Genomic DNA, 21,771 nt, shown 5'->3' with positions numbered 1-21,771 from the left:
TTTGCCGGGCCGGGTGAAACCCCGATGTGTTGCGGGTGCCGGCCAGCGGCCGGCACTACCCGACCAGGCGAGCCCGCTTAAACCTTCCGGGCCTCCTGCGCATCCCAGGTGTGATCCCCGCTCGGAGCCACGGATGCATCTGCCCTTCTGCCTGATTGCTGCCCTGCTGCTGCCCTGTGCGGCACTGGCCGCCCCGTCCCAGGTCGTCACCGATGATATCGGCCGCTTCTGGGCCACCTATGACGCGGTGCGCGCCGAGCCTGATACCGAGCACCAGGTGGCGCTGGTCCAGCAGCGATACATCGATCCAGGCAGTCCCGGTCTGCATGCGCTGATGCAGGTCCGCCACTACACCGCCCGCGAGTACGCCGAAGCGATGCGCTCCTGGCCGCGCTTCTGGAACTCGGTACGACCGCTTACCGCCAACGCGCAGCAGGCCAGCGCCACACTGGAACGGGATCTTTCCGACTTCCGCGCGCTCTACCCGGCTTTGCGCCCGGCCACCATCACCTATGCAGTAGGCGTGCTGCACACGGGCGGCACCACGCTGGGCGACAAGGTGCTGATCGGCGCAGAGATGGCATTGGGCGATAAACGCGTGGACGTGAGCGAGCTGCCGGAGCCGATGCGCAGCCGCCTGCGGATCTTCTACGACAGCCACCCGGGTGCGAACAACGCGCAGAACAACCTGCACGAGTACGTGCATACCCAGCAGCGCGAGACCACGGGTAGTCTGGCCCAGTATGCGGTGCGCGAGGGCGTGGCCGAGTATGTGGCGGAGCGCATCAGCGGGCGCCGGCCGGCACTACCCTTCTACGACTACGGCGCAACACACGAAGCGGACATCCGCACGCGCTTCATTGCTGAGATGGATGGGGAAAATCTCGACAACTGGCTGTACAACAGCGCCCGCAATCCGTTCGGGGTGAGTGATGTGGGCTACTACGCCGGCTACCGCATTGCGCAGGAGTACATGCGGCAGCAGGCCGATGAAAAGGCGGGCATCGCGCGGATGATCGAGCTGGACTATGCCGATCCGAAGGCGGTGCGGGCCTTCATCGAGGCGTCGGGGTGGTTGCGGCAGGGATAGCCCGGGCCATGCCTGGCGAGTCAGGGAGTGCGAACCAACGGTTCGCACCCACCGGAGTCAGGCCTCGCCTCACCGGTAGCGCCGGGCCATACCCGGCGGACAGTGCGAACCAACGGTTCGCACCCACCAGAGCCAGACCTCCCCGGTAGCGCCGGGCCATGCCCGGCGCCCAGTGCCAACCAAGGTTGGCACCCACCAGAGTCAGACCTGCCCGGTAGCGCCGGGCCGTGCCCGCCGCTCAGTGCCAACCAGGGTTGGCACCCACCATTGGGGCATCAGCCCCCATTACCTCAGGCGTACAGCGTGGGGTCCGGCACGCCGGCTTCGGTGAAGCCCTGCGCGCGCAGGCGGCAGGCGTCGCAGTGGCCGCAGGCGGCGCCGTTGGCGTCGGCGTTGTAGCAGGACACGGTGAGGCCGAAGTCCACGCCCAGGCGTACGCCTTCGCTGACGATCTGGCCCTTGCTGAGGAACTGCAGCGGTGCGTGCACTTTGATGCCCGCGCCTTCCACGCCGGACTTGGTGGCCAGGTTGGCCAGCGCCTGGAACGCGGCCACGAACTCGGGGCGGCAGTCCGGGTAGCCGGAGTAGTCCACGGCGTTGACGCCACAGAAGATGTCGTTGGCGCCGAGCACTTCGGCCCAGCCCAGGGCCAGCGACAGCATGATGGTGTTGCGCGCCGGCACGTAGGTGACGGGGATGCCGGCACCGCCGGCCTCGGGCACGTCGATATCGTCGGTCAGCGCCGAGCCACCAATGCTGCGCAGGTCCACGTCCACGGTCTTGTGCGCGATTACGCCCTGGGCCTTGGCCACGCGGGCGGCGGCGTCCAGTTCAGAGGTGTGGCGCTGGCCGTAACGCACGCTCAGGGCATGCACGGCAAAGCCCTGTTCCTGGGCCATGGCAATGACGGCGGCTGAATCCATGCCGCCGGAGAGAAGCACGACTGCCTTCTTCATAGGTCAATCTTCCGGTTTGGGGGAAAAGCCAGCACGCTGTCCCGCGCCGGAGCTACATCAGGGAACGCTGCGTGGGCTCATCGGCCCGGTTCGTCGTTCCACAGGATTTTATGCAACTGCATCTGGAACCGCACCGGCAGCCGGTCTTCCACGATCCAGTCGGCCAGCTGGCGCGCGGTGATCTCGCCTTTGCTCGGCGAGAAGAACACGGTGCAACGCTTCACCAGGTCGTGCTCGGCCAGCATGGTCTTGGCCCAGTCGTAGTCCTCGCGGCTGCAGATGACGAACTTGATCTGGTCGCGCGCGGTCAGCAGCGGCAGGTTTTCCAGACGGTTGCGGGCAGCTTCGGCCGAACCGGGCGTCTTGATGTCGACCACGCGCGACACGCGCGGGTCCACCGCGCTGACGTCCAGCGCGCCGGAGGTTTCCAGCGAGACGTCCATGCCGGCATCGCACAGCTTCTGCAGCAGCACCAGGCAGCGCTTCTGCGCCAGCGGCTCGCCACCGGTCACGCAGACATGGCGCACGCCCTGGGCGAGCACCTCGGCCACGATGTCGTCGATGTCCCACCAGGTGCCACCATGGAAGGCGTAGGCGGTGTCGCAGTACTGGCAGCGCAGCGGGCAGCCGGTCAGGCGCACGAACACGGTCGGCCATCCGGCGGTATCGGCTTCGCCCTGCAGCGAGGTGAAGATCTCGGTGATCTTCAGGCGTGGCAGCGGCGACTGCACGATCTCGCTGGGTGTGGCGGCGGCGCTGGACGGGGTAACGGCGGTCATGGCGGGACTTCTTGGTGGGACACGTGGCGGATGGGCTACCGTGGCCGGTAACGAAAGCAGCCGAGCATGGCTCGGCTCTACAACAGCGGCCGGTCGGGCATGGCCCGGCGCTACCGGATCCGGACGGGTTTGCCGGTCCGGAAACGAAAGCAGCCGAGCATGGGCTCGGCTCTACAGGACACGTATTGTACGCCCGGTCAGCGGATCAGCGGATCTGCTTGCCGAGGCGGATCGACTGCAGGCGGTCCTGCGCGGTGCGCGCGGCGTCCGAGCCGGGGTACTGCGCCACGACGGTCTCCAGCGTCTGCTGGGCCTGGTCGACCTTGCCCTCGCCGTACTGCGAGAGGCCGACCTTGAGCAGGCCGCCAGCGGCCTTGTCGTGGGTCGGATAGCGCGAGAGCAGTTCACGGAACTGGGTCTCGGCCATCGGGAAATTGCGGGTGGCGTAATAGCTCTCGCCCAGCCAGTACAGCGCGTTCGGCGCATAGACGCCGTTCGGGTACAGCTGCAGGAAGCTCAGGAACAGCTGCGCCGAATCATCGTACTTGCCGGCCTTCAACGAATCGAAGGCGACGTTGTAGGTAGTGCGCTCGTCGCCGGTGGCGGCAAGGCTGCCGGCATCACCATGGACGGAAGGCGGCCGCTCGGAAGTGGCCGCCGCTGCGGGTTTTGCCGGGGCCGGGGCGGCCTTCGGCGCGCTCGCCGGAACGGGCGGCAGGGCCGGGGCGGCATTGCCCCCTTCCAACCGGTTCAGGCGGCTGTCCAGATCCAGGTACTGGTCCTGGGCGGACTGCTTGAGCTGGGCGTTGTCGTGCTGCAACTGCTCGATCGAGGCCTGGAGGCTGGTCACCTGCTGCCGCAGCTGGTTGATCTGGTTCAACAGGTCCTGGTTGGCACTGTTGTTGTACATCTGCTGCTCGATCGCGCCGACACGGTCGGCCAGACTCTGTCGCTGTGCATGCGCCGGTGCGGCAGCCACGAGGGCTGCCGCAACGACCAGCATCAATTTGATGCCAATGCGCATGGATTACTGCGCGGTGTAGACGATTTCGACGCGACGGTTCTGCGACCAGCAGGACTCGTTCGACTCGGTGCAGACCGGACGCTCTTCACCGTAGGACACGACGGTCAGCTGCGAAGCCGAGCCACCGTTGGCCTGCAGCGCCGAGTTGACGCCGTTGCCACGACGCTCGCCCAGGGCCTGGTTGTACGCGCGCGAACCGCGCTCGTCGGTGTGGCCCTGCAGGGTGATGCGCGAGGACGGACGGTCACGCAGGTACTTGGCGTGGCAAGCCATGATGGCCTGGAATTCCGGCTTCACGTCTTCCTTGTCCAGGTCGAAGTAGACAACGCGCTGACGCAGGCAGGCATCGGTGTCCAAGTCGCCCGGGCCGTACAGGCCGGAGGTGGACGGACCGGTCGGGGTGGTGGTCGAGGTGCCGGTGTCAACCGGAGCCTGCGGCTCTTCCTTGACCTTCTTCGAGCAACCGGCCAGGACGGCCACAGACAGCAGGGAAACAAGCAGAACGCGGGTGGACTTGTTCATGGCGATACCTTTGTGGCTCCTAGGCCGATGAGGGGATCAAGACAGCGAAAATATTAACACTCTTTTAGCGCTGGGTACGGTATGGGGACCATGCCGGTTCGCGCACATCTCCGTCAGCCAGAACCAACCGCTGGCGCACGCGCGCATCGGCCGAAACGGCGTACAGCACACCACGGCCACCCTCGCGGGCGGCGTACAACACCATGCTTGCGTTGGGCGCAAAGCTCGGAGACTCATCCAGCGAACCGGGGGACAGCGTGCTCCAGCGGGGCGAACCCAGCGAGCTGTCCATCATCGCGATCTTGTAGCTGTTGCCCGAGCCCTGGGCGACGGCGATCTTCTTTCCATCGTAGGACACCGAAGGCTTGGCGTTGTAGTTGCCCTGGAAGGTCACGCGCTCGGCGCTGCCGCCGCCCGCACCCACCTTGTAGACCTGCGGACGGCCACCGCGGTCGGAAGTGAAGTACACCGCGCTGCCGTCCGGCGCCCAGGTCGGCTCGGTGTCGATGGCGAAGTGGTTGGTCAGCTGGGCCAGCTGCTTGCTGCCCAGGTCCATCACGTAGATTTCCGGGTTGCCCGAACGCGACAGGGTCAGGGCCAGCTTGCGGCCATCCGGCGAGAACGCCGGGGCGCTGTTGATGCCACGGAAGCTGGTGACCAGCTCACGCGCGCCGGTGCCGATGTTCTGGATGTAGATGGCCGAGTTGCCACGTTCGAAGCTGACATAGGCCAGCTTGCTGCCATCCGGGCTCCACGACGGCGACAGCAGCGGCTCGGCCGAACGCACGATGGTCTGCGGATTGAAGCCGTCGGAGTCGGCCACCATCAACGCATAGCGCATGGCATCGCCCTTGCCGCTGGCGGTCACATAGGCGATGCGGGTCCAGAAGGCGCCGCGCACACCGGTGATCTTCTCGTAGATGGCATCGGCCATCTGGTGGGCGACGTCACGCATGGCATTGCCACGGGCGGTCATCGCCAGGCCCAGCAGGCGCTCGCCCTTGGGCACGTCGAACAGCTCGTACTCGACGCGGTAGGCGCCGGCACCGGCGTCGAGCACGCGGCCGACCACGATGTAGTTCTGCTTCAGCGCGCGCCAGGTGGCGAACTGGATGTCGCCGCCGCGCACCGGCTTCTCGACGATCTGCGCTTCCGGCAGCGTGCGGAACTGGCCCGAACGCTCAAGGTCGGCACGGACCACGCCGGCGACGTCGGTCTGCGGTGCGGCCGAAGACCCCTGGTAGGGCATCGGCACAACGGTGATCGGCAGCGCGGAGGCATTGCCGCCGATGATGTCGATATCCAGCCCCTTCTGCTGCGCAACGGCAGCAAAGGGCAGCAACAGGGCCGCAAACACGGCAAGCCAGCGAGGCATCTTTTTCATGGAGCGCTCAATAGGGGGAAACCGGAACGAGGGATAGCAAAGCGGAAGTGAACCGCTTCGCAATCATGAACCAAGGGTACGTGAATTCCGGGTCAGTTCCAGCCCGTTCTCTCACGCACCGTTAACGTCGTGGCTAACATCGCACCCACCGGCCTCGTCGGCCCGATCACGGCCCCCTCGAAAGGCGGCGTTCCCGGGCGACACCCAGCCTGCCCGGCTGAAACCGGGCCCGCCAGAGGCAAGCGCGACATCCGTGGGCGCAGGTGGCCCGATGGCCACCCTGCCCTGCCCGCCTCAGCGATCCTGGGCGGTAAAGGTGAAGTTGAGCGTGCGCGCGAACACAGACTCGAACCCGCGGTACGGCAGCGGCTGGGCGTTGAGCACCGCGGCCTCGATCGAACGCCTGCCAGCCTCGTCGTATGGGCAGTTCGGGCTGACCTTGGCCTGCATCACCGTGCCACCCGGAATCTGGGTGATGGTAATGGTGCAGCGCTGGCCCAGTGGCACCGTATCCGGACGTACCCACTGCGACAGCACCTTGGCCTGGATCGCGGCGGCGTACTTGGCAGAAAGGTCATCGCTGGTGCCACCACCACCGCCAGCCGGCTGTGCCGCACCACTGGCACCGGCGGCGGCGCTGCCGGCGGCGTTGCGCGCGGCGGCGACCTGGCGCAGCTTCTGCTCGGCCAGCTTGGCTTCCTTCTCGGCCTGCTCGCGGCGGGCGCGGATCTCGGCGATCTTCTTCTGCTTTTCGGCCTCGGCCTTGTCAGCCGCCACGCGTTCCTGCTCGGCCTGCTTCTTCTTCTCGTCCGCTTCCTGCTGCTTGGCCAGGCGCAGCTTCTGCTCCGCTTCTTCCTGGCGCTTGCGTTCGGTCAGGTCGATCTGCTCCTGGCGGCGCTTGGCTTCCTGTTCCTGCTTGGCCTTCTCCTGCGAGATGGCCAGTGCGCTCACGGCGTCCTGATCCTTGGTATCGGGCTGCGCGACACGCTCCTGCGCCTGTTGCTGCTGCGGCGTCGGCGCGTCCTGCGGGCGCGGCTCGGGAATTGGCTGCGGCGGCGGGATGGTGTCTTCCGGCACCGGGATCGGCTCGGCGACCGGCGGTGGCAGGTCTTCCAGCTTCTCCGACTGGCGCAGGGCCTGGCGCGCGGCAGCGGCCTCGGACGAAGACAGCGCCAGGCTGGCCTCGACCGACGGATCGCCGGCGGCGGCATCGGTGTTGCGCTGGGGCGACCACAGCCAGGCGCCGATGAAGATCAGCGCGACCAGCAGGTGCACCAGCACGGCCAGGGCCAGGGGCAGGCCCCAGCCGGGTTCGCGCTGATGCGGGGGTGGCAGGGCGTCAGCGTGCATCGGTGGCCAGGCCTACCTTGTCTACCTTGGCGCGCTTGATCACATCCATCGCGGCAATGACTTTTTCATAGGCCACGGCACGGTCGGCGGCGACGATCACGCGCACGCCCTTGTCCTGGGCAGCGATGCCGGCCAGGCGGCCTTCCAGTTCCTCGGCCGACACGGCGGTCGGCTCCTTGGCGTCAGGCAGCTTCAGGCTGAGCTGGCCGTCCTGGCGCACCGAGACGATCACCGGGTCCTGCTTGCTCTCCAGCGCCTTGGCGTTGGAGTTGGGCAGGTCGACATCAAAACTCAGGGTGAGCAGCGGCGCGGTGACCATGAAGATGATCAGCAGCACCAGCATGACGTCGATGTAGGGAACGACGTTGATTTCCGATTTCAGCTTGCGGCGCTTGCGGCGACCGATGGCAGCGGACATGGCATGGACTCCCGGGTCAGGCGCTTACTCGTCGCCAGCGCTCTGGCGCTGCAGGATCGAGCTGAACTCGTCGGCGAAGGTCTCGAAACGCACCGACATGCGCTCCACGCGGGTGGTGAAGCGGTTGTAGGCCCACACCGCCGGAATCGCCACGAACAGGCCGATGGCGGTGGCGAACAGTGCTTCGGAGATGCCCGGCGCGACGGCGGCAATACCGGCCTGCGCACCGCTGCTGATCATGTCGTGCATGGTCACCATGATGCCGAACACGGTGCCGACCAGGCCCACGTAGGGGGCGGTCGAGCCGATGTTGGCCAGCAGTTCCAGGTTGCGTTCGAGCTGGTCGACTTCGCGCGTGTAGGTGGTGCGCATGGCACGCTGCGCGCCTTCCAGCTGCGCACGGCCGTCCAGCCGGCGCTTGTCGCGCAGGCGGCTGTATTCGCGGAAACCGGCTTCGAAAATCGCCTCCAGGCCTCCGACATTGCGGCTGCGGTCGGTGGCCGAGCTGTACAGCTTGCCTAGGTCGGCGCCGGACCAGAAGCGGTTCTCGAACTCGTCGGCTTCGCGCGTGGCCTGCTTGAAGATGCGGGCCTTGCGGAAAATGATCACCCAGCTGACGAACGAGCCGACCAGCAGCGCCAGCACGATGATCTTCACCGGCAGGCTGGCCTTGGCCATCAGTTCGAGGTAGTTGATGCCGCCGCCGGTGGTGGCCTGGGCAAGGGTCTGTGTCGCGGCGTTGCTGACGTCGGCCGGCAATGCCTCGGTGACCGTGGCCTGCAGGGCCAGGAGCGTTGCGATCATCCGTTGTTCCTCAATGTTCGGATTCGGGGTGGAGGTGGGGTTTCAGCACGGCAAGGACGGCTTCGTCCATGCCACGCGGGCGAAAACTGGCCGCTTCCAGTGCGGCGATGCGGACCTGGGCCGACAGCAGCAGCTCGCCGTCGCGCAGGATCTGCTGGTCGAAGGCCATGCTGGCCTTCTTCAGCTGGACCAGCGTTGCGCTCACCTGCAGGGTGTCATCCAGCCGTGCCGGCTTGATGAAATCCATCTGCATCGAACGCACCGCGAAGACCATCCCGTGCTCGGCACGCATGCGCTCCTGGCCATAGCCCAGCGCACGCATCCATTCGGTCCGGGCCCGTTCCATGAAGGCCACGTAGCGGGCGTGGTAGACCACGCCACCTGCGTCGGTATCTTCCCAGTAAATGCGTGTCGGCCAACTGAATCGGGGCTCAACCGACATCGGGAACCTCGGCGAACAGGTCCTGCGGCGGGTTCTTCGGCTTCAGGCCCATGTGCCGGTAGGCCTTGTGGGTGGCCATGCGGCCACGCGCGGTGCGCACCAGGAAACCCTGCTGGATCAGGTACGGCTCGACCACGTCTTCCAGCGTGCCGCGCTCTTCAGACAGCGCCGCAGCAAGCGATTCGATGCCGACCGGGCCGCCGTCGAAGTAATCAACCATGGTCTTGAGCAGTCGCCGATCGAGCTCGTCGAAGCCTTCCGGGTCGACCTTGAGCATCTTCATCGCAGCCTGAGCCACGGCTTCGTCGATGTGGCCGCCGGCCTTCACCTGCGCATAGTCGCGCACGCGGCGCAGGAGGCGGTTGGCGATACGCGGGGTGCCGCGCGCGCGGCGCGCGATCTCGCCAGCGCCATCGGCGGTGCAGTCGATGGCCAGGATCGCCGCCGAGCGGCGCACGATGCGGGTCAGCTCTTCAACGCTGTAGAACTCCAGGCGCTGGACGATGCCGAAGCGGTCGCGCAGCGGCGCGGTCAGCAGACCGGCACGGGTGGTGGCACCGATCAGGGTGAACGGCGGCAGGTCGATCTTGATCGAGCGGGCGGCGGGGCCCTCGCCGATCATGATGTCGATCTGGAAGTCTTCCATCGCCGGGTACAGCACTTCCTCGACCACTGGCGACAGGCGATGGATTTCGTCGATGAACAGCACATCGTGCGGCTGCAGGTTGGTCAGCAGTGCGGCCAGATCGCCGGCCTTTTCGATCACCGGGCCAGAGGTGACCCGCAGGGCCACGCCCAGTTCGTTGGCGATGACATGGCTGAGCGTGGTCTTGCCCAGGCCAGGCGGCCCGAAGATCAGCACGTGGTCCAGCGCGTCGCCACGCCCCTTGGCCGCCTGGATGTAGATCTCCATCTGCTCGCGCACCGGCACCTGGCCGAGGTAGTCGGCAAGGCGCTTGGGGCGGATGCTGGCGTCGGCGGCGTCATCCTCGCGGGTGGCGCCGGCGGCGATGATGCGGTCGTCGGTCATGTGCTGATTATGCGGTAAAAGCGGGGAGATTCGGCCGGGCTGCGCCCGGCACCCGCTACATGCAACGTCAACGTCAATGTCAAAAGCGGGTTTGCTGCGGGATGGCGGGGTGGGTCCGGTTGCGGGGGACGCCGTAAACCCATCCATGGGGGCTTGGCCGCGGCATCCATGCCGCGGACACCCCCGCAACCGGACCCACCCCGCCTTCGACAGATCTCCGCCATCTGACGGAATGGCATGGCCTGCTCCTGGTAGGTGTCGACCTTGGTCGACACGGTAGATCCACGCCATGGGTGGATGGAACTGAGGAGCAGAGTGGGCTCGGCTTCTGGCGCGCGGCGCCTCCGCAGGTGGAGCCCCCTTGTTGTTCAAGGGGGCGCGCCGACAGGCGGGGGGATAAGGTGGAATGCGGGCGGGGCCCACGATTTGCGCAGCAAATCGTGGGACGTAGCACAGGTGGAGATTAGATCTCCACCTGCGCGCCCAGCTCGACGAGGCGGTTGCCCGGAATCCGGAAGAAACCCGTCGCCGGGGCGGCGTTGCGGTGCATCAGCGCGAACAGCTTGTCGCGCCAGATCGGCATGCCGCGGTTGGCGGTGGCGACGATGGTTTCGCGGCTGGCGAAGAAGGTGGTGTCCATCGGGTCGAAGTAGATGCCACCGTGGTCGCAAGAGCGCATCAGTGCCAGCGGTACGTCCGGGGTCTCCATGAAGCCGAAGCGCACGTAGACACGGTAGAACTCGTCGCCGACCGATTCGATCTTCAGCCGCTGCCCCTCTGCCGCGTACGGTACCGGCAGGGTCACCACGTGCAGGAACACGTTGCGCTCGTGCAGCACCTTGTTGTGCTTGAGGTTGTGCATCAACGCATGCGGGGCCACGGTCGGATCGGCGGTCAGGAACACCGCGGTGCCCGGCACGCGTACCGGCGGTGCCAGCATCAGGCCCGGCAGGAAGGTATCGATGCGGATGCCGTCCTTGCGGATTTCATCGCGCAGCAGTTCGCGGCCACGACGCCAGGTACGCATCATGGTGAACAGGAAGATACCCAGCACAACCGGGAACCAGGCGCCCTGCAGCAGCTTGGCGCCGTTGGCGATGACAAAGCCCAGGTCGATGACGAAGAACACCACGCACAGCGGCAGGATCCAGTTGCGCGCCTTGGGCCACAGCGAGCGCGCGACCAGGGCCAGCAGCAGGGTATCGATCAGCATGGTGGCCGACACCGAGATGCCGTAGGCCACGGCCAGGTTGGACGAGCTGCGGAAGGCCAGCACCAGGCCGATCACCATCACCGCGATACCCCAGTTGATGCCCGGGATGTAGATCTGGCCGATGGTGTCGTGCGAGGTGTGCTTGATGCGCATGCGCGGGATGTAGCCCAGCTGCATGGCCTGGCGCGAGACCGAGAACGCGCCGGTGATGACCGACTGCGAGGCGATCACCGCTGCCATCGTGGCCAGGATGATCATCGGGTACAGCGCCCACGACGGCACCGCTTCGAAGAACGGGTTCTTCACTGCCTCGGGATGGTTGAGCACCAGCGCGCCCTGCCCCAGGTAGTTCAGCACCAGGCAGGGCAGCACGAAGAAGTACCAGGCGTGGCGGATCGGCTTGGCACCGAAGTGGCCCATGTCGGCGTACAGCGCCTCGCCACCGGTCACTGCCAGCACCACCGCGCCCAGGATGAAGATGCTGTGCCAGCCATGTTCCATGAAGAAACGGATTGCCCACCACGGGTTGAACGCCTTCAGCACTTCCGGCGCGTCGACGATGTTGTAGATGCCGATCGCGGCCAGCGAAATGAACCAGATCGAGGTGATCGGCCCGAACAGCTTGCCGATCTTCGCCGTACCGAAGCGCTGTACCGCGAACACGGCCAGCAACACCACCACGGTGATCGGCACGATGAAGGCATGCAGCCCCGGCGCAGCGACCTCCAGGCCTTCGACCGCACCCAGCACCGATATCGCCGGCGTGATCACGCCATCGCCGAAGAACAGCGAGGCACCGAAGATGCCGAGGATGCCGACCACATAGGCCGAACGCGACCCGTTGCGCAGCGTGCGCTGGGTCAGCGCCATCAGCGCCATGATGCCGCCCTCGCCGTCATTGTCGGCGCGCATGATGATGGTCACGTACTTCAGGGTGACCACGATGTTCAGCGCCCAGAACGCCAGCGACAGCACGCCCAGCACGGTGTCATGGTCGCTGTTGAGCCCGTAGTGCGGCGAGAACGCCTCCTTCAGGGTGTACAGCGGGCTGGTGCCGATATCGCCGAAGACCACGCCGATCGCACCGATGATCAGCGCCAGGCCTCCGGCTGGAGGGGCGTGACCGTGGCCGCCGGGGGCGGCTGCGTGCGGGGTTTGACTGCTGGACATGGGACTCCTGGCGAAGCTCAGGCGGTTCGTTGAGGGAAAGGAAAGCGGGTCAGCGCAACGCCGACTGCAGCGCCTTGCGGATCACGGTGGCCACTTCGTCACCTTCATTGAAGGCATCGCGGGCCATCCGCGCCGCTTCAGCCGGCTTGTAGCCCAGCTGCTGCAGGGCCACGGTGGCATCGGACAGCGGATCGGCCGGGGCCGGACCACTGCCGGTCGGCAGCGCGCCACCGGCACCGAACTGCGCCGCGCGGTCGCGCAGTTCCAGCACCATGCGCTCGGCGGTCTTCTTGCCGATGCCGGGGATGCGGGTCAGCGCCGTGATGTCGCCGGCCTGGACCATGCGGGCGAATTCTTCGACGGTGACGCCGGACAGTACGGCCAGCGCGATCTTCGCGCCGATGCCGCTGACCTTCTGCACGTCGCGGAACAGCCTGCGCTCGCCCTCGCGCAGGAAGCCGTACAGCGAGACGCTGTCTTCCTTCTGCGAGTAATGGGTGTACAGGGTGACCTCGCGGCCGAGTTCGGGCAGGTCGTAGAAGGTGCTCATCGGCGCCTCCAGCTCGTAGCCCACTCCGTTCACGTCCACCACCAGCCACGGCGGCGCCTTGTAGGCGACGATGCCGCGCAGTCGACCGATCATTGCGTGCAGCTCCTCATTTGCGGCCCCACGCCTGGCGGGCACTGAGCCCCAGGCGGTTGGCCGTTGCCCTTACGTGGGCATGGGTGATGGCCACCGCCAACGCGTCGGCCGCGTCGGCCTGCAGCTTGGTTTTCAGGTTGAGCATGAGCCCGACCATGTGTTGAACCTGTTGCTTTTCGGCGCCGCCACGGCCAACCACTGCCAGCTTGATCTCGCTGGCGGCATATTCGTGCACCGGCAGGTCGCGCAGCACCACGGCCGAAATCGCCGCGCCACGGGCCTGGCCCAGCTTCAGCGCCGAATCGGGGTTGCGTGCCATGAACACGCGTTCGATGGCCACTTCCTGCGGTTCGTACTCACGGCAGAGGTCGGCCAGGCCCAGTACCAGCAGCTTCATCCGCTGCGGGAAGTCATCGGCGCCCAGCAGCACCAGCGGTTGGTGATGCACATGGCTCACCCGGCCGGTGGCATCGACATCGATGATGCCGACCCCGGTCCGCTGCGAACCCGGGTCGATGCCAAGAATGCGGGTCATGCGGCACACACGCGGCTGCCGAAGGTCCGGGACGGACGCTGGCAGCGGCAATGGCAGGAAACGGCTGGGGTCATCATGGTGCGCATTGTCCGCTCACCGGCCGCCAAAGGCGACCGGTGATGCGTCCGTCAGGCGTACGCGTCCGCGCCGAGATCGGCGTTGGAGTACACATCCTGCACGTCGTCGAGGTCTTCCAGCATGTCCAGCAGCTTCTTGACCTGCAGGACGGTGTCGCCTTCGACCTTGATGTCGTTGTCGGCACGGAAGGTCAGTTCCGCATGATCCGGCGTGCGCCCGGCCGCTTCCATCGCTTCCTTGACCGCGTGGTAGCTGTCTGCGGCGGTGAGCACGTCGATCGCGCCATCTTCGGGATAGACCACGATATCGTCCGCACCGGCCTCGATGGCCGCTTCGGAAATGGCGTCCTCATCGGCACCTGCGGCAAAATGCAGCACGCCCACGCGCTTGAACATGAAGCTCACCGAGCCTTCGGTGCCCATGTTGCCGCCGCACTTGCTGAACGCATGGCGGACATCGGCCACGGTGCGCACGCGGTTGTCGGTCAGGCAGTCGACGATGACCGCCACGCCACCCGGGGCATAGCCCTCGTAGCGGATTTCCTCGTACTCGACGCCTTCCAGCTCGCCGGTGGCCTTCTTGATGGCCCGCTCGATCACATCCTTGGACATGTTCGCGGTCAGGCCCTTGTCCATCGCCACGCGCAGCCGCGGGTTGTTGTTGGGGTCGCCTCCACCGCCGCGCGCGGCAACGCCGATCTCACGGATGATCTTGGTGAAAATCTTGCCGCGCTTCGCGTCAGACGCGTTTTTGCGGTTTTCGATGGAGGGGCCTCTACCCATGGGTCTTTCCGTACGTGCGTTGATGGATAAGGCCGCGGATTCTACCTGATCGGGCCCGTTGACCGTGTCGAGGCCGGCCAGATGCCGCCGGGTATGACCAGGCGAAGAGCATGCGAACCAACGGTTCGCCCCCACCAATGGAGGTCGATCGCACCACCGACTTACGCGGCGGCGGCGTCGCGACCGTGCTGGAACTGGCCGTGACGGAGGAAATGCGCGGTCTGCCGGGCTGCATCCGGAGACACCACCAGGCCGCTGTGGCTGGTACGCACCACGCAATGGTCGGCCAGCCCCGGCAGCCGGGTCTCGGCCAGCGCCACGGTACCGTCGGAGGCATCGTCAATGGCGCCGAGCAGGCTGCCCAGCCCGTGCGGGACCGAACCAGCGATCAGGCCGACCTCGGCTTTGCCCTGCCAGTCCGGCAGGCCGTCCAGCAGCAGATCGCTGCTGCGGCCCAGGGCCAGGCCCCAGCCGTGTTCGGACAACGAGCGCGCCGTGCCGCTGCCGCGCAGCGGTGACCCCAGGCAGACCACGCGTTGCACCGGCAGCTGCGGATTGCGACGCAATGCCTCCAGCGCCAGCAGTCCGCCCAGGCTATGGCCCACCAGCGACAGCGGGCCGGCATCGGCCAGCCGCTCAAGCAGCTGCGGCACGGCCACATCCGGGCCGCCGAACACCGAGGAGTAACCAAACGCATGCACCTGGAAGCCACGCGCACGCAGGCGCCAGGCCAGCGGCCCGACCCAGGCGCGGGCATTCCAGATGCCATGCAGCAGTAATACGGGGGGAGTCATGCAAACAGCCTGGCGGTCAGCGGGGCAGGAACGTACGGTGATTGGACACGCGCGCGCAGCAAGCGGCGGTGAACGTCAGGCCTCGCGCGGTGCGCGGCGCAGGATGAATTCAAGATCGTTCGTGTCGCCGACCGGGAACAGGTACTCGCCGACCTTCTCGAAACCATAACGGGCGTAGAAGCGCTGCGCACCGAAGTTTTCCGACCACACGCCCAGCCACAACGTACGCTGGCCCTCCTGTTCCAGCCAGGCCAGCGCGGTTTCCAGCAGCCGGCTGCCCCAGCCGCAGCTCTGCTGCGTCTTGATCAGGTACAGGCGCTTGAGTTCGCCGTCACCGGGCTTCACGTCCGGATGCGGCAGGCCACAGGGGCCGGCGGCGGCATGGCCGACCGCCTCCCCATCCAGTTCCAGCAGCCACACCGCGTAATCGGGGTGGGCCAGGATGGTGCGCTGGCGCTCGACCGTATAGGACTCATCCAGGAACGCCTGCAGGTCCTGCGGCGGATAAAGATGTCCGAAGGTTTCGGTGAACGTGCGGGCGGCCAGCGCCGACAGGGTCGGCGCGTCGTCCACAGTAGCGCGGCGGATCGAATACATGGGTCGAGTTGACGTCAGGACAACGGTTCGGGTCAAGCCCGTTCCGCCGGTGCCTTCTCGTCTTCTTCCTCTTCCTCTTCGTATTCCTCGTCGTCCTCTTCTTCCTCGCCGTCTTCCTCTTCTTCGCCTTCCTCGTCCTCGTCGTACTCTTCCTCTTCGTCGTCCTCGTAATCCTCGACGCCGAAGTCCTCACCATCCCAACGGCCTTCGCCGTCGGCGACGAAGGTCAGGGCCATCGCCGCCGGGTTGGTACCGACACGGACCAGCCAACCACCGAACACACGTGCACGCTCGGTGACCAGGGTGGCCTCGGAGCCTTCATTGCCCAGCTTTTCCCACTCCAGCGAAAACGCAAACTCGGTCATTGCCTGGATCTCCTGATCAGTTGGTCTTGGGGCGAACCTGGATGTGTACTTCGGCCAGCTGCACGTCGACGATCGGCGACGGCGCGTCGGTCATCAGATCCTGTGCACCGGTGGTCTTCGGGAACGGGATGACGTCGCGGATCGACTCGGTGCCAGCCATCAGCGCAGCAATGCGATCGATGCCGAAGGCGATGCCACCGTGTGGCGGCGCGCCAAAGTTCAGCGCGTCGAGCAGGAAGCCGAACTTGGCGCGGGCCTCTTCGGCTCCGATGCCCAGCAGTTCAAACACCGCGCTCTGCATGTCCGGACGGTGGATACGGATCGAGCCGCCGCCGATTTCATTGCCGTTGAGCACCATATCGTAGCCGCGCGAAACGGCGGTACGGGCATCGGCACGCAGGTCGGCGATGTCGTCCACCGCCGGTGCGGTGAAGGGGTGATGCAGGGCGACGTAGCGCTGCGCTTCGTCGTCCCATTCGAACATCGGGAAGTCGGTGACCCACAGCGGGGCCCAGCCATCGGCGACCAGGCCGAAGTCCTTGCCGGCCTTCAGGCGCAGCGCGCCCATGAAGTCGGAGACCTTGTTGTAGCCGCCTGCACCGAAGAACACGATGTCGCCGTTGCCGGCACCGACGTGCGCGACCAGGGCGGCGAAGGATTCCTCGCTGAAGAACTTCTGGATCGGCGAGCTGACTTCGCCGTTGTCGGCGATCTTGATGTAGGCCAGGCCCTTGGCGCCGTACTTGGCGGCATGCGCGGCATACTCGTCGATCTGCTTGCGGCTGAGCGACGCACCGCCCGGAATGCGCAGCGCGGCCACGCGGCCGTCGGCATCGTTGGCCGGGCCGGTGAACACTGGGAACTCGCTGTCCTTGACCAGCTCCGCCACGTCGACCAGTTCCAGCGCGATGCGCAGGTCCGGCTTGTCCGAACCGTAGCGACGCATCGCCTCGGCCCAGGTCATGCGCGGGAAGCTTGCATCCAGTTCGACGTTGACCACTTCCTTGAAGATGTCGCGGATCATGTCCTCGACGAAATCCTGCACGTCACGCTCGCGGACGAAGGCGAACTCCATGTCCAGCTGGGTGAACTCCAGCTGGCGGTCGGCACGCAGCGCTTCGTCGCGGAAGCAGCGCGCGATCTGGTAGTAGCGGTCGAAGCCGGCCACCATCAGGATCTGCTTGAACAGCTGCGGGCTCTGCGGCAGGGCATAGAACTCGCCCGGGTGCATGCGCGCCGGCACCAGGAAGTCACGCGCGCCTTCCGGGGTGGCCTTGGTCAGGATCGGGGTCTCGATGTCCTGGAAGCCCTTTTCGTCCAGGTGGCGGCGCAGGGCCTGCACCAGCTTGATGCGGGTGCGCTGCATGCGCTGCATTTCCGGACGGCGCAGGTCCAGGTAACGGTACTTCAGGCGGGTTTCTTCGCCCGGGTTCTCGTGGGCGTGGAACGGCAGCGGCGCGGCCTTGTTCAGCACGGTGATGGCAGTGGCGATCACTTCCACCTTGCCGGTACGCATCTTGTCGTTGACCGCGTGGCGGGCGCGCACGACGCCTTCCACCTGCAGCACGTCCTCGTAGCCCAGCGACGCGGCCACGGCGAACACTTCGGCGTTGTCGACCTCCACCGTCACCTGCACGATGCCTTCATGATCTCGAAGATCGATGAAGCAGACGCCGCCCTGGTTACGGGCCACGTCGGTCCAGCCGGCGAGGGTGACAGTCTGGCCAATCAGGGTCTCATCGACCAGGCCGCAGAAGTGGGTACGCATGGGGGAAGCTCCGCTGGAGAACGCCGGCGCCCGATGGAGGCCGGAAAGCCTCGTATTCTGCGGCCGAGGCCCCGGCCGGGGCAAATCCTGCCAGTCACACCGGCTTGATCGCCCCTCTCCCTATAGTCGGGCACCTGCCACCGTATGGGATGCCGCCATGAAACCGCTGTCCCTGGCCAGCCTGGCCGTGAGCCTCACCCTGGGTGCACTGGGCACCCTTGCCCTGCCCGCCCCTTCCGCGCATGCGCAGAGCGGCGTGGTCCGCTGCGAAAGCCAAAACAACCGCGAACGGGTCTGCAACACCGGTTGGCGCGGAGCGCAGCTGGTCCGCCAGCTGTCCGGCTCGGACTGTGATGAAGGACGAACCTGGGGCAGCCGTAACGGCAGCATCTGGGTCACCAACGGCTGCCGCGCCGAATTCGTCGAGGCCCGCGGCGGCTGGGGCGGCGGCAACGGCGGTGGCTGGGGGGGCGGCAACGGCCGCCCGGGCGAAACGATCCGCTGCGAAAGTCAGAACAACCGCGAGCGCAGCTGCCAGGTCGGCTGGCGCAATGCCCGCATGGTCCGCCAACTGTCCGGCAGCCCCTGCGATGAAGGCCGCACCTGGGGCGTGCGCAATGGCGCGATCTGGGTCAGCGGCGGCTGCCGTGCGGAGTTCGCCGAGGCCCGCGGCTGGGGCGGCGGTGGCGGCGGCTGGGGTGGCGGTGGTGATCGCAACTACTCGGTCACCTGCAGCAGCAACAACAACCGCTCGCAGACCTGCGACTGGGATGAGCGCCAGGGCCGGCCGGTGCTGCAGCAGCAACTGTCCGGCAGCGCCTGCCAGGAAGGCCGCAGCTGGGGTTACTCGCGTGGCCAGGTGTGGGTAAGCAACGGTTGCCGGGCCCGATTCGGCACGCGTTGAGTGCAGGGTCGGATCCCTGGCCGACGGCCAGGGCGCTGACCCTTGGATTCAGCATCGGGGTCGGTGCCCTCCGCAGGAGGGATCCGCCCCCTGGGTCACGGCGCGGCTGCCTTCTCGTCGCCCCACGGCGCTGGCGGCAGGTCCACCGGCTTGCTCAGATCGAACTGAACGCGGAAGCGACGGCCATCGGGTCGGGTCAGTTCGTAGACGAAGGTCTGGTCGGGATCGATCTCCATCGCCCAGGTGTTGTGGGTCGACGCCAGCATGTCGGCGCGGCGGAACATCGCCACCGAATCCGTATCAGCCGGGAACTGCTGGCGCTCGGCGGTCCCCGGCGGCGTGCTGTCGCCGCCATACAGCGTGATCGCATCGGGGCTGCCGTCTGCATGGCGATGATCGTGCTTCAGGCGCAGGCCGGTCGCGGTACGGGTCAGCACCCAGGTACGCGAGTGGTCATCGCCGACATGGAACGGGATACGCAGCTCATGCGCCGGGTCGGCACAACCACGAACGTGCATGACCAGGCGCTGGCCAGCGAACGGGTCCTTGCCAGTGGGTGCCGGGGTGTCCTCCACCACCTTGCCCGCGTAGGCCTGGCCGCAATGTGCGGCCACGGCGGCCATGAAGGCGTCGGCCGGTGCGGTCGCCAGATCATGGGCGACCGTGTCGGAGCGCTGCGTACACGCAGCGAGGCTGAGCAGGAGGGCGGAGGCGGTGACGGCGGCGGGCAGTTTCATGCCCCAACCCTAACGGCCATGGCCGGTGGGCGCAAACCGCGCACGCTCCCCGATCAACGTTCAGCCGTCTGCGCCACCGGCAGCGTTTCGGTGGCGGCCACCGGTGCCGCCTCGCCCTCGCCCGCCGGCTCCTGTTCAACCGGATCGACATCGAACGGGGTGCGGAACACCAGCGACGGCAGCAGCGTGGTCAGTGCCGCATACAGCAGCAGCGCACCGAACAACACCGCCGGAATCTGGAAACGCTCGCGCATGATCGCCGCCAGCACCAGGGTGAAGATCAACGTCGGGGCCAGCGCCAGCGAAACCCGCAGGCTGCTGCGGAAGCTTTCGCCGAACATCACCCGGCGCTGCAGCCAGACCACGCCGATGCGCAACGGCAGCACCACCAGGGTCATCACGATACCCAGCCCCAGTGCCTCGAAGCTCAGCGCTTCGCTGGGCACCTTGGTGCCGGCATTGAAGAAGTAGAACGGCACGAAGAACGAGGCGAACAGGCGCAGCGCGTGCAGGTTCTCGTGCGAGGCCAGCAGCGGCATGCGCTGGTGCAGCAGGCGCGCGACCAGGCCGGCGATGAACGCGCCGACCAGGTAATACACGCCCAGCAGGTAGGTGATGTAGGCCGCGACCATGCCGACCATCACCAGCAGCGAGAACTCCGAGCCCGGCGCGTGCGGTGCCACCCAGCGCCCCAACGCAATGAACAGCAGCGGCAGGCCGATCATCATCGCCAGCAGGGCCAGGCTGGACAGCGCCATATGCCCCGGATCGCCGGCCTGCAGCACGATGAACAACGCCGCCAGTGCCAGCAGTTCACCGGCAATGGCCTTGCTGGTGACCCAGAACCGCTCGTCCTCGCTCAGGCCCAGCCGCGAAAGCGAATCCATGATGAAACCGGTGGAGGGGGTCAGCAGCGCCAGCGCCAGCAGGCCGGCGGCCTGCCACGGCAGCCCCGCGTAGCGCCAGGCCAGCCAGCCCACCCCGAACAGGGTCGCGCTGCGGATCACCAGATGCGCCAGCAACGGCCACATGCCGCGGCGCAGTGCCTGCAGGTCCACTTCCAGGCCAGCGAACAGGAACAACGAGGAAATGCCCAGCGTGGCCAGCAGGCCGATCACTGCGTCGTGCGCCTGGTCGCCCAGCCAGAGCATGCCGACGATGCCGAACAGCAGGCAGGTCAGCGGCGCCGGAAGGCTGAAACGCTGCAGCGCGCGCGGGATCACCAGCAACGCGAAGATCAGCAGCAGGTAGATCAGCTCATGGCTCATGGGGGACATCCATGTGGTTCGAAGGCGCGCAGGATGCGCGCGCCCGACCGATCCGGCAAGTCACTTTCGAATGACCCCGGTTACCTCAACCGATCAGGCGATCGGCGATCCGCCCCACCTGCGCCAGCACCGTGGCACGTTGTTCATAGCTGATCGCCCCCGCCTGCAGATAGGCGGTCAGTACCCACGGTGCGCCGCCGGCCACTGGCCACAGCACGGCGATATCGTTGCGCGCGTCTTCGCCATTGCTGCCGGTCTTGTCGCCGACCCGCCAGCGCTTGCCCAGGCCCGCGCGCAGGCAGGCATCACCGGTTTCGTTGTCGATCAGCCAGTCGGCCAACTGCTGCCGCGAGGCCGGTTGCAGCACTTCGCCCAGCACCACCCGTTGCAGGGTCGCGGCCATCGCCGCGGGCGTGGTGGTATCGCGTGGGTCACCCTTGGCAAAGCTGTTCAGCTCAGGCTCGAGCCGGTCGCTGCGGCTGAGCGCATCGCCACTGGCGCGCAGAAAGGCGGTCACCGCGGGCGGGCCACCGACCACGCCGAACAGCAGATTGGCGGCGGTGTTGTCGCTGGTGATCAGCGTCGCCCGGCACAGGTCACGCACGGTCATGTCCTTGCCGGCGTGGCGACGGGTGACCGGCGCATGCGAGAGCAGGTCGGCATCGCGCACCGGGACGCGCGTGTCCAGCAGCGTGGGAGTGCGCTCAGCCTGGCTGAGCACGGTGGCGGCCAGCACGCTCTTGAACGTGCTGCACATCGGGAAACGCTCGTCCTGGCGATGGCCGATGCGGCGGCCGCTGGCGGTATCTAGCAGGGTTACGCCAAGGCGGCCCGCACAGGCCTTTTCCAGCGTCGCGAAGTCGGTGGCGGCGGTGATCGCTGCTTCGGCGGGCGCGTTGGCGGTGGTCTTGCCCGTCGCGCGTGCCAGCAACGGAAGAGCAAGCGAGGAAGCCACGGCAGCACCACTGAACTGGAGGATTCGGCGACGGGCGAGCATGCGGGGTTCTCCTGGGGGGACCGTTCGATTATTGAAGCCTCGCACGCAGGCGACCAGCGCGAAAAATCAGCGGAAGACATTAGCTTAATTCATGCCTGTCGCAATCAACCCATTAATTCTC

Annotated in this window: 23 protein-coding genes; 2 read left to right on the top strand and 21 right to left on the bottom strand. The window is 66.7% G+C overall.

Going from position 1 to position 21,771, the window contains the following annotated elements:
* The first annotated feature begins 133 nt into the window (after positions 1-133).
* Positions 134-1,090, top strand: a complete 957-nt coding sequence (locus tag AC07M7_RS03760; RefSeq protein WP_495206766.1) for a DUF2268 domain-containing putative Zn-dependent protease — start codon at positions 134-136, stop codon at positions 1,088-1,090.
* Positions 1,091-1,380: 290 nt separating this feature from the next.
* On the opposite strand, the gene queC is transcribed toward AC07M7_RS03760, so the two are convergent.
* The 18 genes from queC to aspS form a co-directional block, all read right to left on the bottom strand.
* Positions 1,381-2,046, bottom strand: coding sequence for a 7-cyano-7-deazaguanine synthase QueC (gene queC / locus AC07M7_RS03755; protein ID WP_253078807.1), 666 nt, complete (start codon positions 2,044-2,046; stop codon positions 1,381-1,383).
* 77 nt (positions 2,047-2,123) lie between these two features.
* Complete coding sequence (gene queE, locus AC07M7_RS03750; RefSeq protein ID WP_046983218.1) at positions 2,124-2,825, bottom strand: 7-carboxy-7-deazaguanine synthase QueE; 702 nt, start codon at positions 2,823-2,825, stop codon at positions 2,124-2,126.
* Positions 2,826-3,030: 205 nt separating this feature from the next.
* Positions 3,031-3,849 carry a tol-pal system protein YbgF gene (ybgF, locus tag AC07M7_RS03745; protein ID WP_046983217.1) on the bottom strand — a complete coding sequence of 273 codons (819 nt, stop codon included), beginning with the start codon at positions 3,847-3,849 and terminating at the stop codon, positions 3,031-3,033.
* 3 nt (positions 3,850-3,852) lie between these two features.
* Positions 3,853-4,371 (bottom strand): peptidoglycan-associated lipoprotein Pal, encoded by a 519-nt coding sequence (gene pal / locus AC07M7_RS03740; protein WP_006386160.1) that lies wholly within the window; start codon positions 4,369-4,371, stop codon positions 3,853-3,855.
* 64 nt (positions 4,372-4,435) lie between these two features.
* A complete protein-coding gene (tolB, locus tag AC07M7_RS03735; protein ID WP_006386162.1) occupies positions 4,436-5,755 on the bottom strand; it encodes a Tol-Pal system beta propeller repeat protein TolB in 1,320 nt (439 codons plus the stop codon).
* Positions 5,756-6,049: 294 nt separating this feature from the next.
* A complete protein-coding gene (gene tolA, locus AC07M7_RS03730; RefSeq protein WP_006386164.1) occupies positions 6,050-7,105 on the bottom strand; it encodes a cell envelope integrity protein TolA in 1,056 nt (351 codons plus the stop codon).
* On the bottom strand, positions 7,095-7,523 hold the full coding sequence (tolR, locus tag AC07M7_RS03725) for a protein TolR (RefSeq protein ID WP_006386166.1): 429 nt from the start codon (positions 7,521-7,523) through the stop codon (positions 7,095-7,097). The genes tolA and tolR overlap by 11 nt, the downstream gene beginning before the upstream one ends.
* Positions 7,524-7,547: 24 nt before the next feature.
* On the bottom strand, positions 7,548-8,327 hold the full coding sequence (tolQ, locus tag AC07M7_RS03720) for a protein TolQ (RefSeq protein WP_046983215.1): 780 nt from the start codon (positions 8,325-8,327) through the stop codon (positions 7,548-7,550).
* Between the two features lie 10 nt (positions 8,328-8,337).
* On the bottom strand, positions 8,338-8,769 hold the full coding sequence (gene ybgC, locus AC07M7_RS03715) for a tol-pal system-associated acyl-CoA thioesterase (RefSeq protein ID WP_006386170.1): 432 nt from the start codon (positions 8,767-8,769) through the stop codon (positions 8,338-8,340).
* Complete coding sequence (ruvB, locus tag AC07M7_RS03710) at positions 8,759-9,799, bottom strand: Holliday junction branch migration DNA helicase RuvB (RefSeq protein WP_046983214.1); 1,041 nt, start codon at positions 9,797-9,799, stop codon at positions 8,759-8,761. Before ruvB ends, ybgC begins: the two co-directional genes overlap by 11 nt.
* A gap of 463 nt (positions 9,800-10,262) precedes the next feature.
* Positions 10,263-12,182 carry a potassium transporter Kup gene (locus AC07M7_RS03705; protein ID WP_495206765.1) on the bottom strand — a complete coding sequence of 640 codons (1,920 nt, stop codon included), beginning with the start codon at positions 12,180-12,182 and terminating at the stop codon, positions 10,263-10,265.
* A 49-nt stretch (positions 12,183-12,231) separates the two neighbouring features.
* Positions 12,232-12,825 (bottom strand): Holliday junction branch migration protein RuvA, encoded by a 594-nt coding sequence (gene ruvA, locus AC07M7_RS03700; protein ID WP_005410756.1) that lies wholly within the window; start codon positions 12,823-12,825, stop codon positions 12,232-12,234.
* A 13-nt stretch (positions 12,826-12,838) separates the two neighbouring features.
* Positions 12,839-13,360, bottom strand: coding sequence for a crossover junction endodeoxyribonuclease RuvC (gene ruvC, locus AC07M7_RS03695; protein WP_006386268.1), 522 nt, complete (start codon positions 13,358-13,360; stop codon positions 12,839-12,841).
* A 128-nt stretch (positions 13,361-13,488) separates the two neighbouring features.
* Positions 13,489-14,220, bottom strand: a complete 732-nt coding sequence (locus tag AC07M7_RS03690; RefSeq protein WP_006386270.1) for a YebC/PmpR family DNA-binding transcriptional regulator — start codon at positions 14,218-14,220, stop codon at positions 13,489-13,491.
* Positions 14,221-14,381: 161 nt separating this feature from the next.
* Positions 14,382-15,014, bottom strand: coding sequence for an esterase/lipase family protein (locus tag AC07M7_RS03685; protein ID WP_012511900.1), 633 nt, complete (start codon positions 15,012-15,014; stop codon positions 14,382-14,384).
* A gap of 75 nt (positions 15,015-15,089) precedes the next feature.
* A complete protein-coding gene (locus AC07M7_RS03680; protein WP_495206764.1) occupies positions 15,090-15,611 on the bottom strand; it encodes a GNAT family N-acetyltransferase in 522 nt (173 codons plus the stop codon).
* 32 nt (positions 15,612-15,643) lie between these two features.
* The gene (locus AC07M7_RS03675; protein ID WP_253078802.1) at positions 15,644-15,976 is read right to left on the bottom strand and encodes a DNA primase; all 333 of its coding nucleotides are present in this window, start codon (positions 15,974-15,976) and stop codon (positions 15,644-15,646) included.
* A gap of 16 nt (positions 15,977-15,992) precedes the next feature.
* Positions 15,993-17,744: an aspartate--tRNA ligase gene (aspS, locus tag AC07M7_RS03670; RefSeq protein ID WP_495206763.1), complete on the bottom strand. Its 1,752-nt coding sequence runs from the start codon at positions 17,742-17,744 to the stop codon at positions 15,993-15,995.
* A gap of 157 nt (positions 17,745-17,901) precedes the next feature.
* Between aspS and AC07M7_RS03665 the strand changes: the two genes are divergently transcribed.
* On the top strand, positions 17,902-18,648 hold the full coding sequence (locus AC07M7_RS03665) for a DUF3011 domain-containing protein (protein ID WP_253078800.1): 747 nt from the start codon (positions 17,902-17,904) through the stop codon (positions 18,646-18,648).
* A gap of 95 nt (positions 18,649-18,743) precedes the next feature.
* Here the strand turns inward: AC07M7_RS03665 and AC07M7_RS03660 are convergent, their stop codons facing one another.
* The 3 genes from AC07M7_RS03660 to blaL2 all read right to left on the bottom strand — a co-directional run bounded on the left by AC07M7_RS03660 (position 18,744) and on the right by blaL2 (position 21,650).
* Entirely contained in the window at positions 18,744-19,385 is a 642-nt protein-coding gene (locus AC07M7_RS03660; protein WP_253078799.1) for a hypothetical protein, read from the bottom strand.
* Positions 19,386-19,438: 53 nt separating this feature from the next.
* The gene (locus AC07M7_RS03655; RefSeq protein WP_495206762.1) at positions 19,439-20,653 is read right to left on the bottom strand and encodes a cation:proton antiporter; all 1,215 of its coding nucleotides are present in this window, start codon (positions 20,651-20,653) and stop codon (positions 19,439-19,441) included.
* A gap of 85 nt (positions 20,654-20,738) precedes the next feature.
* Positions 20,739-21,650 (bottom strand): L2 family extended-spectrum class A beta-lactamase, encoded by a 912-nt coding sequence (gene blaL2, locus AC07M7_RS03650; protein WP_495206761.1) that lies wholly within the window; start codon positions 21,648-21,650, stop codon positions 20,739-20,741.
* Between the last annotated feature and the right edge of the window lie 121 nt (positions 21,651-21,771).

It is taken from the genome of Stenotrophomonas sp. GW821-FHT09E08, from assembly GCF_059416125.1.
This window is presented reverse-complemented; position numbering and strand designations above follow the sequence as displayed.